The sequence below is a fragment of the Rhizobium sp. CF122 genome, from assembly GCF_000282035.1.
Taxonomy (GTDB): domain Bacteria; phylum Pseudomonadota; class Alphaproteobacteria; order Rhizobiales; family Rhizobiaceae; genus Rhizobium.
Genome location: NZ_AKKA01000107.1, coordinates 21,413 through 37,008, shown reverse-complemented (window position 1 = coordinate 37,008; position 15,596 = coordinate 21,413). Strand labels below are relative to the sequence as shown.

Here is a 15,596-nt window from a genome sequence, read left to right as displayed (position 1 = left end):
CAAAGTTGCGCGCCCTGAGAGGGATCAGCTGCGATGGAACTGCAGCAGTTCGGTGTCGGCCGAATAGATGTAGCGATCCTGCTCATGTCCGAGACGAAGTCGGCGCGAGAAGCGTCGGTTCGGGTGGACTTGTCGAAGACCCGAATATGCGGTGCGATCTTCTTGCCGACTGAGCCATAGGAGCTGTCAGCCACCAGACAGTGCGGCTTCAAGCCGAAGCGCCCCTTACGCCCCAAAGTCACTTCACCCACTTGGAATCGCTCGTGCCACTTGGTTCGGGCACCGCAGCAAACTTTGCAACAAAACCGATACAAGTGAAGATCGCTCCCGGGAAACTTGCAAAAAACGCGTCGGCTCGTTAGTCACATAGTTCGCGAGGAACATTGTCAATTTTGGTTGGTGAGAGGACAGAAATCGTGGCGCAGACAAAGATGGGAACCGGCGGTCGCAAAGCGCTTTGGGCCACCGTGGCAGTGATCGCGCTCGCAGCCGCCGGCGTGACCGCCGGCAAGTTCATGCTCGCAAGGGCGGCCGACAGGTTTCTTATCGAGCGCGGCGGCAAGGCGACTTCGGTCGAAGCGGATTTTCTCGGACGCATTCATATGCGCGACGTCACGCTGCCCTTCGCCAACGGCGGCAGTGTGCGCGTCGCTGCGATTGACGGTAGGCCGACGATCTTCTTCCTAAGCGGCAAGCTCGAGGTGAAAGGTCTGGAGCTCGACCTGGCGATGGGCAAGCTCTCCGTGCCGCAAGCGAGCGTCGAGGAACCCGATTTCGTCGCTGACGCCCTGGTCAAGACCGGCGATCAAACTAACTTGACGCCGCAAAAACGCATTGAACGTTTTGCCGCAAAGCGTGTCTTGGCGGCGGAGGTTGCAGTTAGCCAAGTGGCCGCCGGTTCCGAACAAAAGACCGTCTACAAGGACGTCGCTTTGGACGACATTGCCGGCGGTCGCGTGGCGCGCTATTCCGCCAGTGGGGCGAGCTTCGGGTTTGCGCTGGAGATCCCGGATGGCGAGGGCGCAACGAAGCGAGAGGAGATGAACGGCTCGATGGGTGCCGTGGCCGGCAAGGATTTTGACGCAGCCTTCCTCGCCCGGATGTACATGGAAAAAGCTGGTCCTGACGACAAGGAACCAAAACCGCTTTATGGCCCGATCTCGGTCAAGAATCTCGTCTTTTCGGACAGCAAGTCGCGTTTCGGCTACGACGAGGTGCGCAGCAACGGCTTGAGTGTCCGCATGCCGGCCGAGCCACTTCTTGAAACACTTCAGAAGCTGCAATCGGCCAATCCCGAGGCACTGCCGCCCGCCGAGCGCCAGGCATTTTTCAAACGCGTCCTTTCCCTTGCCGACATCATCGGCAAGGGCGACTTCGAGATGCTCGGTCTCAAGATGGAGGTGCCCGAAAAGGATGGCGGCAACGCGAGCAAGACGATCAAGCTCGCCATCGACAAGATGGCGTTCCAGCTCGATGGGCGCACCTTCGACGGCGCCATCCACGGCGTTTCCATGGGCGAAGGCGCCGATTACGCCAAGTTCTCAGAAGCGAGCATCAACGGCTTCTCCTGGGATCCAACCATGGAGGCGCTGACGAAGCTGGTGGGACTGGACGAAGAGCAGCTCGAGAACTTCCCTCTCACCACGCTCATGCCGGAATTCGGAACGATCCGGGTGGTGGGACTGGACGTCGACATGCCTGGTTCTAAGGTGGCAAGTGCGCCGGACAGTGTCGGCGAGGACGAACAAAGCGCAAACGGCAGCGAAACAGATCCATCTGCAAGCGCCGAGCCGTCGCCTGACGCAGATTCGGCGAACGAGGCCGACAACCAAGACGATCCACTGAACGAAGCACTGGCCGACCAAGCTGCTGTGCCTTCCATTCCCGAACGCATCCGGTTCACGCTCGACAGCTATGAACTGGCATTGGCCAAGCCACGCAACGGTATCCCGACGGATGTCCGCATCAGCTATCGGGACCTCGGCGTGCCGGTTCCGGCAGACACCCAGGACGAGGGTTCCAACGCGTTGCGCAAACTGGGCTTTGACAGGCTGGTCTTTTCTTCCAACGTAGAGCTAGCTTGGGATGAGCCGAATGAGAACCTCCTCGTCAAGGAGATCTCGTTGAGCGGCAAGGATATGGGCGGCTTTTCCTTCTCTGGACTAATGGGCGGTGCCACCAAGGACTTCTTCTCCGGCGACACGACCGCAGCTCAGATGGCACTCTTCGGCCTCACGGCCCGCGAGGCGACACTCAAGATCGAGGACAAGGGGATCATGGCCAAGGGCATCAAGCTCTATGCCGATGAGAACGGCATGACTGAAGACAGCGTGCGCGGCATCCTTGTCCTGATGACGACCGCCGGCTTGCAACAGTTTGCGTCCACTCAGCCGAAGTTGCAGGAGGTCGCGACCGCACTTTCGCAGTTCATCACCAAGCCGGGAACATTCACGCTGACGGTCAAGGCGAAGGACACCGCTGGTATCGGTGCGCTCGAATTGGCCGGCGCCGCAGAGAACCCCGCACTTCTTCTCGAGAAGGTCGATCTCGAAGCCACTGCGCAGTAAAACAACAACAGGCCAATCGGCCAAAGAGATCTGCCTTGCTCCCGCTTTTGGAGTCAGGGGCTCGGCGCGAAAACGCGCCGAGGCTCCCAACCAGCGACCTTGCGCCAAGGCGCTCACGCAAACATGTGTCCGGCAGCCAAAGCAGCTTATGAAACTGTGAGGCTCTTAGGCCCTGGCGTCGCCGGCTTTGGCAAGGTTGCCCGCACTGAGAGGCAATTTCGCAAAGGAGCTGCCGGTTTCGGTTCGAAACAGGTGAAAGCGCGCAGGTTCGACGACGAGAGCAAGCGATGAACGGTCTTTGATCGTAACATGATCCGGCAGGTGGACGATTGTGGCCGTCCTGCTACCCTCGACCATTCCATACACATAGGTGTCGGTGCCGATGCTTTCTGCATAATCGACGTCCAAGCGGATCGGATATCCGTCTGCGCCCTTGCCTTTAGCGAGTTCGAAATGACTCGGCCGGACGCCGAGGATCACAGCCTCGCCGACTGTCGCCGCCCCGAGCTCGGCTGGAATTTCCAGACGGCCAAAGCCCGGAACGTCGACTACGAGATGCCCCGAACCTGCGCCGGCAAGCGTTCCTTCGAAGAAATTCATCTGCGGCGAACCGATGAAGCCTGCGACGAACTTGTTGGCAGGAGCTTCGAAGAGCTCCAGCGGAGTGCCGACCTGCTCGACCCGTCCTGCATTGAGGACGACGATGCGGTCCGCCATGGTCATCGCTTCGATCTGATCATGCGTGACATAGACCATTGTTGCGCCGAGCCGCTTGTGAAGGCGGCTGATCTCCCCTCGTGTCTGCACGCGAAGCGCGGCATCCAAGTTGGACAGCGGCTCGTCGAAAAGAAACAACTTGGGGTTCCTGACAATCGCCCGACCGATCGCCACCCGTTGCCGCTGGCCGCCTGAGAGCTGCTTCGGCCGTCGGTCGAGAAGAGGCTCGATTGCCAGCATTCTTGCCGCTTCGATCACACGTTGGTCGATCTCGCCCCGACTCATCTTGAGGTTCTCGAGACCGAAGGAAAGGTTCTTCGCAACGGTCATGTGCGGGTAGAGAGCATAGGATTGAAATACCATCGCGATCCCGCGATCCCCGGGTGATGCCGCCGTCACATCGTTGTCGCCAATGATGACCTGGCCCGCGGACACGCTTTCGAGGCCGGCAATGAGGCGAAGCAACGTTGACTTGCCGCAACCGGAAGGACCGACGAGCACGACGAATTCGCCCTCGCCCACATCGAGATCCACACCATGAAGGATTGCGTGATGGCCGAAGCTCTTCTTGACGTCCTTCAACTTGAGACCGGCCATGAATTCATTCCTTTGTGCTGCATCTGGAGGCAACCACGGGCGCACCGAGCGGTCGAATGCCGTCCCTTCAGGTGGTGGCAGTTTGCGTGGAAGCAATTAGTTCGTCAAGATGACGAACGTAATTTTCTACGATACGGTCAGATCGGCTCTTCCCCCCGCAGATAGGATTTTCTCGGGCGAACCCTCATCCTGGACGGCTTGCGCCCGCTCCATCTGATCGTGGGGAGGTGTCGACTACCTTCATGTTCGTCGGCGCTTGTACCGTCATCACGCCGGCCTCGTCAGCTGGTACAACGAGTGTTTGCGACTGGCACGGAAGAGGCCTGAAAATCAGAGTGGCGGCGGTGGGAGACGCCGCTGCTCCGGCAGGGTCTGCGGCGAGAAGAGCAGATTGTGGACATGGTTCAGACCAATCGCCAACGCGCCCAGCAGTGTTGCCCTGCCACCGAGAACACTGGCCTTGACGTCGATGGCACGACGGCTGGCTTTCGTAATGCCTTGCCGAACACGTTCGGCAATCAGCGGATGGCGCCCGATGCTGCCGCCGAGAACGACGGTCTTCGGGTCGACGATCGCATTGACGGAAACGACGAGGAGCGCAGCGATGTCCGATACCTTGCCGATCACCTCGACGGCGCGCGGGTCGTCTTCTTCGGCAAGCGCCAGAATATCGCGCACCGAAGTATCCTTCGCGCCTCCCAAGCGGGCGTAGAGCGCGCTGATCCCTTGGGCCGCGATCGCGCATTCCAAGGCGCCGCGCTCAAGGCTGTCTTCGGCGTACGGGTCTGCGCCGAACGGTATGTAGGAGATTTCGCCTGCCGCGCCGCTCGCACCGCGCATCAGCTTGCCGTCCTGCAGGACGCCCAGTCCGATACCTGTCCCCAGCGATATGAAAGCGACGGAATCGATTGCGGTCGCGCATCCCTGCCAGGACTCCCCGATGACAGCTGCGTTGACATCGTTTTCAAGGACGACAGGACAGCCCAGCCTGTCGCTCAGCGTCCGGCCGATATCGATTCCACTGATATCGACCAGATTCGGCGCCATGGAGAGCGCGCCGGTGACCGGGTCGACAACACCCGGCGTCGCAATTGCCGTTACGAGCACACGCTCCCGGGCGATACCCATGTCCGCAAGCATTTTCGACAGCATCGCGTCCACCTGATCGATCAGGTAATAACCACCGCGGCGATCGGATGGGTAGTCGATTTCGCCGACAACGCTTCCGCCAATATTACCGAGCACGATACGCGTTGTCGTCGCCCCCATGTCGATACCGACGGCATATCCGGCGTCGCCATTGACCTCATAGGTAATGGCGGTGCGGCCAATGCGCCCGCTTGTGACGCCCTTTTCCCGGACCCACCCGCCTTCCTCCAGCGTCCGGATGACCTCGGACATCGTCTGCTTCGAGAGACCCGTAATCTTGGAGAGCTCCGCACGCGACGTGGGGCCGGCGTGAAGCAGAACATCCATGACGGCGCGGACAGAAATCTGCCGCAATACGGGAGGCGCGTTTTCGGTTAGTGCCATCGTCGAGCTATCCCGCCAGATCCGTCTTCATCGTTGTACCGGTGATTTGCTTCTTCCATGAAAGCCCGCCGATTTCAAACTGCTTGTTGACAGTCCTCCGACGCGGCAATAATAAATTCGTCAACCTGCCGAACAAATATCGCAGAGGACTGAGTTTGTCAAATATTTCAACCATTGCGTCTGGCTTGCGACAGGCACATCAGCCCTGCCGGGCAGACGGTGCGGGCGTCGTTGCCGGTGTCGATCTGGGTGGAACGAAAATCCTGGTGGGTCTAGCCGATCTTGAAGGGCGGATTTTGGCAAAGGCCGAAGAACCGACGGAACATGGTTCCGAGGCACCAGTCTTGAGGCAAATTCCACGGATGATCCTGTCTCTGCTGCAACAGCATCGGGAACCAGGCCCTCTGCTTAAGGCCGTGGTCGGCGTACCGAGCGCGGTATCGCCGTCGACAGGGCTCGCTTCACTTTCTCCCCATCTGGCAATTCCATCGGATCGGCCACTTGCCGTGCTCCTCGCGCAGGCACTGCCCTGCCCTGTCGTGGTCGAGAACGACGTCAACCTCGCAGCTTACGCTGAGGCCACTCTCGGCAAGGGACGCAATCGCGATTCCCTCGCATTCGTCGCCTTCGGAACCGGTGTCGGCATGGGGCTCGTCGTCGGTGGAATGCTTTTCCGCGGCCAACATGGACGGGCGGGGGAACTTGGCTTGCTGCCACTCGGTGCCAATCCGCACCAGACGGCACCGTACGCCCGCGCCGGCCTCTTTGAGGACCAGGTCGATTCGCCCGCAGTGCGCAGCCTCTATGGCGATGGCACCTTACCGGTGGCCGAGATCTTCGCTCGCGCCACAGCCGGAGATGCGCAAGCTGCCGCGGTCATCGAGACGCTCGCGAAATCCGCTTCGGTTGGCATAGCTTCCGTGCAAGCTCTCTTCGATCCCGCCCTCATCGTGCTGGGTGGCGGCATTGGCTCGCGACGGGAATTTGTCAGCGCTGTTACACGGCATGTATCGGTGTTGCTGCCATTTGCGACGCAGATAGAGGCAACTGGCGTTGGCCCGGAGGCCGGCATGCTCGGAGCTCTCATGCTCGGTCTCAACGACCTTGCAAGCATTGAAAATCTTGGACAACGGGAGGTCGTCCAATGAGCGCGCCACAACAAGTGAAGCAACAAGTTCTGGCGCCGCTCGCGGACGGACAGCTTCGTTCCACTGCGCCTGTGCTCGTCCCCTTCATGGCTCCGCGTCTGCAGGGCGATTGCCGCCCGGAAGGCAAGATCGAGCTTTCACTTTGGGGCGCCGGCAAACTGGCAAATCTGACTTTTACTGGATGGAGCGCCCCCTTTACCTATGCCCCGAACCGCGTTGAAACGCATGATGGGGGACTCTATGTGGCCCAATCGGCGCCAGCACTTTTCTTGAAGGGCGCAAAGCTGCGGACCTTTATCCCCGCCCGGCGCTGCGCCTGGTGGGGCAGTGTGGCAAGACGCGAACCGGTGGAGCGGACAGGCAGTCGCCGTATTGCCCGTACCGGTTGGGGCGTCGCCATCGCCGAGCAGAGATCCAGCGGGATATTCGTGACCGCCGGCGCGACGATGGAGGAGGCACTGGCAGCTCTCAAGCTGGAAGAGACACAACTGATCGCCGAGGCGAATGCCTATGTAACGCGCTGCGATGCTATGCCGGAAACGGATCCTTTGATGCGCAGCATGATCTCGCAGAGCCTGCATGCCGCCCTCTCCAGTATACGGCAGGACGAGCATGGCGCCTTTGCCGGCCTTGCGGCTGGCCAGGCCTATAGCGCGCCGGCTCGCACATACTATCGTGACGGTTATTGGACGCTCCAGGCCCTCCTCGACCGGGAACCTGAGGCGGTCCGCGCTCAGATCGACCTTCTTGCACGGGGCGTCCAGCCGAACGGAGAAGCGCCGAGCGGCGTCATCCTGACAGGTCCCGGACAGGCCGAAGAATGGGAGAAAGTACGGCAAACGCATCCAAGGATCAAAGAGGAGCACCTTCGGCCTGGCGATTGGTGGAGCGATCACTTCGACAGCCCGCTCTTCTTTGTCTTGGCGATCGGCGACTATGTCAGGACAACCGGTGACAGTTCCCCCCTTACCCTCTATTGGGACAAGGTGGTGACGATCTTCGATCGCTATTGCGGGTTCGACGCGGCAGGAAACGGCTTGCCGATAAAGCCACGCCACGATCGCGACTGGGCCGACAACGTTTATCGCCATGGCTATGTTGCCTATGATCTCGGCCTTTGGATCGGCGCGCTCGACGTCATCGCGCAGCATGGCGTGTCGCTTGATGAGGCGGTTGCATCGAGGGCGGCTGCCATGGCGCAAAAGGCACGCGCTTCGCTAGACCAGGCACTGTTGCAGCCCAGCGGCACCTACGCAGACTACGGGACAAAAACGGATTTTGTCGAAGATCACCTGACGCTTGACAGCCTGACGCTGCTTCGCTTCAAAGCGGTCTCTCCCGAAAGAGCAAAGAGCGTACTTGCCCGCGTCCAGCAGACCCTGGAAAGTCGCAATAACAACAAACAGCCCTACGGCGATTGGGGCGTGCTTTGCGCCTTCCCGCCATTCAAGCGTCCGAAAGATACGCGCGAGAAGTCCTATTTCGCTTACCGCTATCACAATGGTTCGGACTGGCCCTATCTTTCAGGCCTCTATGCGGAGCAACTCCTGGCCCATGGCTTGGACGGCGCCGACTACCCGCTCTTGCGGTGGTGGAAGACCTGCCTTGAGGAGGGTTGGATGGGCGCCGTCGAATATTTCTCGCCTCCTTGGGGTCGCGGCTCGCTGCTTCAGGGATGGAGCAGCATGCCGGCGGCCGCCGCACTTTTCTACAAGCACAAATTACCGGCGACAGTCGGTTAGGTTCCCCAACTGGCCGCCCTCACGGGCGGCCTTTTTTTGTTGTGGGAAGCGTCATACAGAAAAGCCGCCTTGAGGCGGCTTTTGAAGTTCAGTTGGTGTGGTGCAACCTTATTCCTTTGTCGCGCCTGCCATCAGACCGCTCATCAGCATGCGCTGCAACGCCGTAAACATCACAAGCACGGGCAGCACCGACAGCACCGACATGGACAGCAGCCGCGGCCAGTTGATGCCGAAGCGCCCGACAGTGTTGGCAAGCGCAACCTGAACGGTCCATTTATCCTGATCGCTGATGATGAGGAATGGCCAGAGATAGTCGTTCCAGCGCCACACCAAATTGAAGGCAAGCAACGTGCCGATCGCGGGTATGGCAAGCGGTACGATGATGCGCCACAGGATTCGCCACTCCGGCGTACCGTCAAGACGTGCCGCCTCCAGAAGGCTGTCAGGAATGTTGGTGATGTATTGCCGCATGAGGAAGACCCCGGTCGGGGTTGCCGCCGGCGCGATAATAATGCCTGCCAGCGTGTCGAGAAGATTGAGATCCCGCAGCACCAGAAAGACCGGGATCATGACGATCTGCAACGGCACCATCAACGACGACATGATCAGCAGGAAGAAAAGCGTATCTCCCTTAAATCTGAATTTCGCCAGCGCGTAGCCGGCCATCACGCTGATGGTGACGGAGAGAAACGCCGAGAGCACTGAGACAACAGCCGAATTGCGGAAGAAGACAAGAAACTTCGCGCGCGACACCGTGTCGATGAAGTTCTGCAGCGTCGGCTGCGCCGGAAAAATCGTCGGCGGCCACTGGAAGATCTCCTGCTGCGACTTCAGCGACGACAGGAACAGCCAGGCCGGCGGCATCACGAAGACGAACAGCGTCAGTGTGACGAAGATCAATCGCCAGGGAGTGTAGATGCGCGTCATTTTTCACCCCGCGATACACGTAGCTGGAAGATCGTCAAAAGTAACAGGATGATGAACAGCACCATTGATTGGGCGGCCGCGACACCGGCCTGCATGGGCTTCTGGAAGGCGGTGTCGTAGATTGTCTGAATGAGGTAGACCGTCGCCTTGCCCGGACCGCCGCCGGTCAGGGACACCACGAGTTCATAAACCTTGAAGGCCTCGATCGAGGACAGCACCAAGACGACTGCCAGCGTCGGCTTGAGGAGTGGGAGCGTGATATGGGTGAACTGCCGCCACTTGCTGGTGCCGTCGATCGAGGCGGCTTCGTAGTAGTCGATGGAAATTGCCGTCAAGCCGGCTATGAAAATCATCATATTGAAGCCGGCTTGCGCCCACACCCAGGCTATGACGACAGCGACTTGGGCCATCGTGTCCTGCTCCAGCCATGGCACCGGCGCAATTCCGACCAGAGAGAGCAGGTAGTTGACCAGGCCGTTGTTGAGGCCGAAGAGCCACCGCCAGGCAACACCGATGATCAGCAGGCTGATCATGGAAGGGAAAAAGACAATCGTGCGGACAACCGCAAACAGCTTGGTCTGAGGCGACAGAAGGAGAGCCAGCGCCAGCGAGACGACAATGTTCAGCGGAACTGCAATGACAACGAAAAGGACCGTCTTGAGCAATGAATTCTGAAAATCGGCATTGCTTAAGAGCCCAACGAAGTTTTCCAAGCCGATGTACTGCGGCAAGGTGCTTGGCACCTGTGGGACAACCACCACGCCCCGCTTGAAAAAGGCCATGAACAGGCCCTGGACCAGCGGATAGAGCGTAAAGGTGATGAGGAGTGCCATTGTGGGCAGCATGAGCAGGTAAGGCCAGCCGAGGCTGGCCAGACTGCCCCGCAGGCCTTTCGGCACCGGGTGGGGACCCAGTGCCGAACGACCATCTTCTAGCGTGACCGCCGTCACTTTCCGGCCTCAAGCGAGGCATCGGCTGCCTTCTTGATCTGCGAAATGGCCTCTGCGGATGAGATCTGGCCGGCAACAGCCTGAGTGACAGCCGTCTTCACGGTACCCCAGACAGCCTGCATTTGCGGCCAGGCCTGATCGGTTGCGGCGTAGGCCGGGCTGGCGTTCAGCTCGTTCTGCATTGCCTTGATCGCTTCGGTCGCGGCCGGATTGTCGTACTTGACTGCCGGCGCCTTCAGATTGGCCGGGATCATGCCGAAGGTCTTGGCATACTGCGCCTGGATGTCCGGCGAGGTGATCCATTTGATGAATTCAACCGCTTCCGGAAGATGCTGGCTCGTGTTGAAGGCCACGATATAGTCGCCCCCGTAGATTGACGACGCAACGGTGCCCCGTGGCGTCGGGCCGGCCTGCCATGCAAAATGTGCATTGTCGGCCAATCCGGCGATTTGCCAGCTCCCCGACATATAGGCGACAGCCTGACCGGCGGTGAAGATTTCCTTCGGATTATCCGAGCTCGCGCCGGACCAAAGGCCAGGCGGCATTGCGGCCTTGGTGATGTCGATGAACTTGTCGAGCGTGCTCGTCCACGCTGCCTCGTCCATGACGACCTTCACAGGCTCCTTTTCCGTATAGATGTGGTTGCCATACTGATACTCGTGAACGATCCAGCGGCTCGCCGAAACGTCCCATACCAGAGGATAGCGGGTTCCCGACTTTTCGGCGACTTCCTTGATCTTCGGAATGAATTCATCCCAGGTCCACCCGGTCGCCTGATCCGGGATCGCAACGCCGGCCTTCTTGAAGGCATCGGCGTTCAGAAAGATGCCCGTCGAGGTCACGCGCAGCGGCGCGGCGATCACCTTGTCGCCGAGCTTGGCGCCGTCGCCCCAGCCCTTGACGAAGTCATTGATCCATTCAGGGCCGATCTCTTTGTTGAGATCGACGAGGAAAGGACGGATGACCGGTTCCATCGATGACGTAAGTGACAAGTCCGGCATGATGCCGGAGGCCGCATACTGCTGGAATTTCTGGATCATCCCGTCATAAGGGGTGATTTCGAGATCGAACGTCGTGTCGGGATGCAGCTTCGTATACTGCTCGAGCAGGGCGCGCGTGTTCGCCTCTTCCTGATCGTTGTCAACGTACCAGACGATCTTTAGTTCGGATGCTGCCGCCAGCGAAATCGTCATCGCCATTGCAGCTGCTGTCATCATCAATGTCCTGAGCGGTTTCATAGGGTTCCCCTTCTTGGCTCCTCATTTTTCAAGAACTCTGCGAACGATCGACCCACTATACACTCCCTTGAGGTGGGCGTTTGTTCGTAACCATGACGAATTAAATACGAGTTTTCGGCGGTGTCAACATAAACAAGATCAACCGCATCTAATTAGTTCGTCCTGTTGACGAATAAATTCACGTGGCATAATTGTTGGGAAAGATGAGAGGAAACGCAATGGACATTTCCGTCGAACCAAATGGCGCCGATCTACAGCATTTCATCGACAGGCTGGCTGCCGTCGGCGGGGGAACTCTTCTGTTGCAGGCGGGACGGCACATATCGGGGCCGATCCGGCTTTGTAGCGGTGTAACTCTATCGATCGAGATAGGTGCGACGCTGGAATTCGTTCCCGACTACGAGCTTTATGCGAGAAATTCGGTGAGTGTGATCGCCGAGGGATCCAATCGCGCCTACATCGTAGCACAGGACGCACATGACGTCGCGATATCAGGCAAAGGTAAAATTGTTGCCTCAGGTGGCGCCTTCAACACCGGCTTCGATGGGGCCGTCGGCACCTACACACCGAGCGAGAGGCGCCCGAGAGTCATTGTGTTCGAGGACTGCAGCAACGTCAGGCTTGAAGGCTTTGTCATCGAGGATTCCCCGATGTGGACGGTTCACCTCGTCCGCTGCAACGCTGTGATCATCAACGGCATGAAAGTGTTCAACAATCGGCAGCTTCCGAACACGGACGGAATTGTCATCGATAGCTGCGTAGACGTTGCGGTGAGCGAAGTCGTCATCAGCACCGCTGACGACGGTATCTGCCTCAAAACCAGTCGGAGCGAACACGGCATCGGACATTGCCAAAATATCGACGTTTCAGATTGCGTCGTCGAGAGCAACAGCTGTGCTTTGAAGATAGGCACAGAGAGTTTTGGCGACATCCGCGACGTTCGGTTCATGCGCTCCAAAGTGCGGCGCTCGAATCGAGCCCTCGGTATTTTCTCGCGCGATGGCGGAGCCATCGAAAGTGTCTTCTTCTCGGATATCGAGATCGACTGCCACGAGACAGCCGACGGCTTCTGGGGTTCGGGTGAACCGCTAACGATAACGCAGCTTGATCGTCGCCCGGAGGTGCCCGCTGGCCTCGTCAGCAATGTCCGCGTCGAGAACGTCACCGGCCGCTGCCACGGCCCTATCAATCTCTTCGCAGAGCGAAGCGGTGGGATCGCCGGAACAACCCTTTGCAACGTCCAATTGACGATGCAGGAGGGGCCCTTGGGAACAGCCAAGCAATATGACCTCCGCCCCACAAACGTCGACCTATCCCCACCCAAGGACGTCGAGGGTCGCGGTAATGCCTGGCTGCGCGGCGCCGATGGAAAGATTATCGGTCTTGTCGACTATCCGGGAGGCATGCCGGCCGTCTTTGCGCACAACACTGCCGACCTCATACTCGACAATGTTGAAGTCCAGCGTCCGGATCCCCTTCCGCCTGGCTGGAACCGCATAGCCCTCTGCATTGAGGACTGATCGCCTGTCGCCGGTCACTAGAAAAGCATAAGGTTCATAAGTAGTGATGGCGAGGTGGTGCGGTCGTGGCGGTAGAAGGACTTGGTGTCATCGAACGTTCTGAATGGAGCCTCCTCGAAGACATCCGTGCGGGCCGGGCTGATCCGGCTGCTTGAAGACTGGTCGCTTCCTGACGCCGACGTGGTCGCCATCCTCAATCCCAAGTCCATTCGCACCGCCCGCGTCGACGCATTCCTGAGCCATTTGGCGATCGTGGCGAGAGATCTATGTGACGAGCGCTGAAGCTCGAAGTTGTCAAGCCTGCGCAGCGTAGCGCTCGATGTTCCGGTTCAGGAGATCAATCAGTGTGTCTCTGGTGGGATCCCGCACAGCCTTCATCCACGCTGCTGCCAACGGCAACTTCTCCATCGGCGCATCGGAAGTTGGTGCCAACGGAACGTAGCAGACGCCGGCAACCGCGAGTTTGGACGTCCAGCGTGGTACGATCGCGGAGCCGATCCCGGCAGCCACCAGATTTATAATCGTCTGCTTCTCGTCAGCAATCTGCGCAATCCTCGGACGCATGCCCACGTCGGAGAACAGGGTCATGGTGAGATCGTGACTGTGGGGGCGTGACCGCCGCTCGGGTACGATCAGAGGTTCGTTTGAGAGATCGCTGATTGTCACCGTCTCGTTCGAGGCAAGTCGGCTGTCGCCGGGAACAGCGACGACGGCGGTCTCGTGAAAAAGCGGCTGCACCACCAGACTCCTGCTGATCCCTTCTCTCGGTCGTATAACTATGAGGTCAAGCCGTCCTGCGAGCAGTTTCGGGATCAACCGGACTGACTTGTCTTCGACGAGTTGGGTTACGGTTTCCGGCGCGATCTCCCGGAAATCCTGTAGCAGCAAGGGGATGAGCCCGGCCGCCGCACTGTCGATCGCGCCGATCCGAAGAATGGCTGCGGGCTTGTGCCGCGCTTCCAGAAACGTCTCGGCGACATGCTCCAATCGGGCCAGGATCGGCTTGACTTCCTGCAAGAGCAGCACGCCATCCTCGGTAAGGCTAACACTGCGTGTCGTTCTGTTGAGAAGCTGTGCGCCAAGCGACTCTTCCAACAACCTGACGTGTCGCCCGAGCGACGCCGGCAGCATCCCCGTCTTTTGGGCAGCTCTTCCGAAGTGAAGTTCCTCCGCCACAGCGACGAAACACCTTAGCTGTTCGAGTTCCACGACAGCCTCCAATATTGTATCAAATAATTATATAATTATCCGATTGTTAATTCCAGGGAAAGGGAGAACTAGAGTCCCGGATCAGCGCGAGAGGACGCGCATGTCTCGAACATAGGGAGGAGCTTGCTGTGACAAGCGATCTGGAAACGCGCGTACTACGCAAGATCACATGGCGCATCGTGCCATTCATCATGGTTCTTTATCTCATCGCGTTCATCGACCGTGTGAACATCGGCTTCGCGTCGCTTACGATGAACCAGGACCTCGGTTTTACATCGACAGTCTTCGGCGTCGGCGCTGGTATCTTCTTTCTGGGCTACTTCCTGTTTGAGGTCCCATCCAACTTGATCCTTAACAAGGTCGGGGCTCGTATCTGGATCGCCCGCGTCATGATCACGTGGGGCCTTGTTTCCGGAGCCATGGCGCTCGTACAGGGGACGACAAGCTTCTACGTCCTACGATTTCTGCTCGGCGTGGCCGAAGCGGGCTTCTTCCCCGGCATCATCCTTTACCTGAGCTACTGGTTTCCGGCCCGCCGCCGGGCGGCTGTAACGGCGATGTTCATGGCTGCAGCACCGCTTGCGACCGCCATTGGCTCTCCGATCTCCGGCGCGCTTCTGGAAATGCATGGGATCTGGGGCTTGGCCGGCTGGCAGTGGATGTTCGCGATCGAAGCAATCCCGGCGTTGGTGCTGGGCGTCGTTGTGCTGTTCGTCCTGACGGACCGCCCGGAAAAGGCGAAGTGGCTCTCCGATGACGAACGCGCATGGCTCGTTAAGACGATGGAGCAGGAACAAGCTGGTAAACCCAAGGCAAGTCATAGCATCTGGGCGGGTCTGACCGACGTTCGCGTCCTTGCCTTGTCCCTGGTCTATTTCGGCACCTCTGCGGGCCTCTATACTCTCGGAATTTGGGCTCCCCAAATCATCAAAAGCTTTGGCCTTTCTTCGTTGCAGGTCGGCTTCGTGAATGCGATCCCGGCTGTCTTCGCGGTCGTGGGAATGATCCTTTGGGCGCGAAACTCCGACAAGAAGGCTGAGCGTACGTGGCACGTCGTGGGAGCATGTCTGCTCGCCGCCGCCGGACTCGCCTTCGCAAGCGGTGCCACCACAGTTTTCGCAGTCCTATTGGCACTGACGCTCGTCAACATCGGGATCAGCGCCTCCAAGCCACCGCTGTGGAGCATGCCAACACTCTTCTTGTCAGGCCCAGCGGCCGCCGCAGGGATCGCGACGATCAACTCGATCGGCAACCTCGGCGGTTTCGTGGGGCCCTCCATGATCGGCTGGATAAAAGACCTTACCGGCAGTTTCGCAGGTGGCCTGTATTTCGTCGCTGCACTCCTCGTAGTCTCGGCCCTGACCACCCTGCTCCTGGCCAGGAGCGCAGCGCGCCAGCCCGGGCAAGCAACCTCGGTCCAACACTAATATTCCAAGCTGGAGAGAAAC

The 15,596-nt window shown here is 59.2% G+C and carries 12 protein-coding genes and 1 pseudogene; 6 read left to right on the top strand and 7 right to left on the bottom strand.

Going from position 1 to position 15,596, the window contains the following annotated elements; genetic code table 11:
* Nucleotides 1-27 precede the first annotated feature (27 nt).
* Nucleotides 28-227: pseudogene (locus PMI09_RS32885) on the bottom strand (IS5/IS1182 family transposase); the annotation flags it as partial.
* 189 nt (nucleotides 228-416) lie between these two features.
* Here PMI09_RS32885 and PMI09_RS25890 point away from each other — a divergent pair.
* Nucleotides 417-2,567, top strand: coding sequence for a hypothetical protein (locus PMI09_RS25890; RefSeq protein ID WP_007801380.1), 2,151 nt, complete (start codon nucleotides 417-419; stop codon nucleotides 2,565-2,567).
* 165 nt (nucleotides 2,568-2,732) lie between these two features.
* On the opposite strand, the gene PMI09_RS25885 is transcribed toward PMI09_RS25890, so the two are convergent.
* Nucleotides 2,733-3,881 (bottom strand): ABC transporter ATP-binding protein, encoded by a 1,149-nt coding sequence (locus tag PMI09_RS25885; RefSeq protein ID WP_007801379.1) that lies wholly within the window; start codon nucleotides 3,879-3,881, stop codon nucleotides 2,733-2,735.
* A 330-nt stretch (nucleotides 3,882-4,211) separates the two neighbouring features.
* On the bottom strand, nucleotides 4,212-5,414 hold the full coding sequence (locus PMI09_RS25880) for an ROK family transcriptional regulator (protein ID WP_007801378.1): 1,203 nt from the start codon (nucleotides 5,412-5,414) through the stop codon (nucleotides 4,212-4,214).
* A 155-nt stretch (nucleotides 5,415-5,569) separates the two neighbouring features.
* Between PMI09_RS25880 and PMI09_RS25875 the strand changes: the two genes are divergently transcribed.
* Nucleotides 5,570-6,562: an ROK family protein gene (locus PMI09_RS25875; protein WP_193385423.1), complete on the top strand. Its 993-nt coding sequence runs from the start codon at nucleotides 5,570-5,572 to the stop codon at nucleotides 6,560-6,562.
* Nucleotides 6,559-8,304 (top strand): GH116 family glycosyl hydrolase, encoded by a 1,746-nt coding sequence (locus tag PMI09_RS25870; protein ID WP_007801376.1) that lies wholly within the window; start codon nucleotides 6,559-6,561, stop codon nucleotides 8,302-8,304. The genes PMI09_RS25875 and PMI09_RS25870 overlap by 4 nt, the downstream gene beginning before the upstream one ends.
* A gap of 108 nt (nucleotides 8,305-8,412) precedes the next feature.
* Here PMI09_RS25870 and PMI09_RS25865 read toward each other — a convergent pair whose 3' ends face one another.
* From PMI09_RS25865 to PMI09_RS25855, 3 genes are read right to left on the bottom strand one after another with little or no spacing between them, the layout of a single operon-like run.
* A complete protein-coding gene (locus PMI09_RS25865) occupies nucleotides 8,413-9,231 on the bottom strand; it encodes a carbohydrate ABC transporter permease (RefSeq protein WP_007801375.1) in 819 nt (272 codons plus the stop codon).
* Nucleotides 9,228-10,181 carry a carbohydrate ABC transporter permease gene (locus PMI09_RS25860; RefSeq protein ID WP_007801374.1) on the bottom strand — a complete coding sequence of 318 codons (954 nt, stop codon included), beginning with the start codon at nucleotides 10,179-10,181 and terminating at the stop codon, nucleotides 9,228-9,230. Before PMI09_RS25860 ends, PMI09_RS25865 begins: the two co-directional genes overlap by 4 nt.
* On the bottom strand, nucleotides 10,178-11,395 hold the full coding sequence (locus PMI09_RS25855; RefSeq protein ID WP_244423826.1) for an ABC transporter substrate-binding protein: 1,218 nt from the start codon (nucleotides 11,393-11,395) through the stop codon (nucleotides 10,178-10,180). Before PMI09_RS25855 ends, PMI09_RS25860 begins: the two co-directional genes overlap by 4 nt.
* 242 nt (nucleotides 11,396-11,637) lie before the next feature.
* On the opposite strand from PMI09_RS25855, the gene pglB reads away from it, so the two are divergent.
* Complete coding sequence (pglB, locus tag PMI09_RS25850) at nucleotides 11,638-12,939, top strand: polygalacturonase PglB (protein WP_007801372.1); 1,302 nt, start codon at nucleotides 11,638-11,640, stop codon at nucleotides 12,937-12,939.
* Nucleotides 12,940-13,023: 84 nt separating this feature from the next.
* The gene (locus PMI09_RS25845) at nucleotides 13,024-13,221 is read left to right on the top strand and encodes a hypothetical protein (protein ID WP_007801371.1); all 198 of its coding nucleotides are present in this window, start codon (nucleotides 13,024-13,026) and stop codon (nucleotides 13,219-13,221) included.
* Between the two features lie 12 nt (nucleotides 13,222-13,233).
* Here PMI09_RS25845 and PMI09_RS25840 read toward each other — a convergent pair whose 3' ends face one another.
* On the bottom strand, nucleotides 13,234-14,148 hold the full coding sequence (locus tag PMI09_RS25840; RefSeq protein WP_007801370.1) for a LysR family transcriptional regulator: 915 nt from the start codon (nucleotides 14,146-14,148) through the stop codon (nucleotides 13,234-13,236).
* Nucleotides 14,149-14,276: 128 nt separating this feature from the next.
* On the opposite strand from PMI09_RS25840, the gene PMI09_RS25835 reads away from it, so the two are divergent.
* Nucleotides 14,277-15,575 carry an MFS transporter gene (locus tag PMI09_RS25835; protein ID WP_007801369.1) on the top strand — a complete coding sequence of 433 codons (1,299 nt, stop codon included), beginning with the start codon at nucleotides 14,277-14,279 and terminating at the stop codon, nucleotides 15,573-15,575.
* The last annotated feature ends 21 nt before the right edge of the window (nucleotides 15,576-15,596 follow it).

What these genes read in the sequence shown, in the direction of transcription:
- PMI09_RS25880 (WP_007801378.1), bottom strand. Translation starts at nt 5,414, where the DNA reads ATGGCACTAACCGAAAACGCGCCTCCCGTATTGCGGCAGATTTCTGTC.
- PMI09_RS25885 (WP_007801379.1), bottom strand. Translation starts at nt 3,881, where the DNA reads ATGGCCGGTCTCAAGTTGAAGGACGTCAAGAAGAGCTTCGGCCATCAC.
- PMI09_RS25855 (WP_244423826.1), bottom strand. Translation starts at nt 11,395, where the DNA reads ATGACAGCAGCTGCAATGGCGATGACGATTTCGCTGGCGGCAGCATCC.
- pglB (WP_007801372.1), top strand. Translation starts at nt 11,638, where the DNA reads ATGGACATTTCCGTCGAACCAAATGGCGCCGATCTACAGCATTTCATC.
- PMI09_RS25870 (WP_007801376.1), top strand. Translation starts at nt 6,559, where the DNA reads ATGAGCGCGCCACAACAAGTGAAGCAACAAGTTCTGGCGCCGCTCGCG.
- PMI09_RS25865 (WP_007801375.1), bottom strand. Translation starts at nt 9,231, where the DNA reads ATGACGCGCATCTACACTCCCTGGCGATTGATCTTCGTCACACTGACG.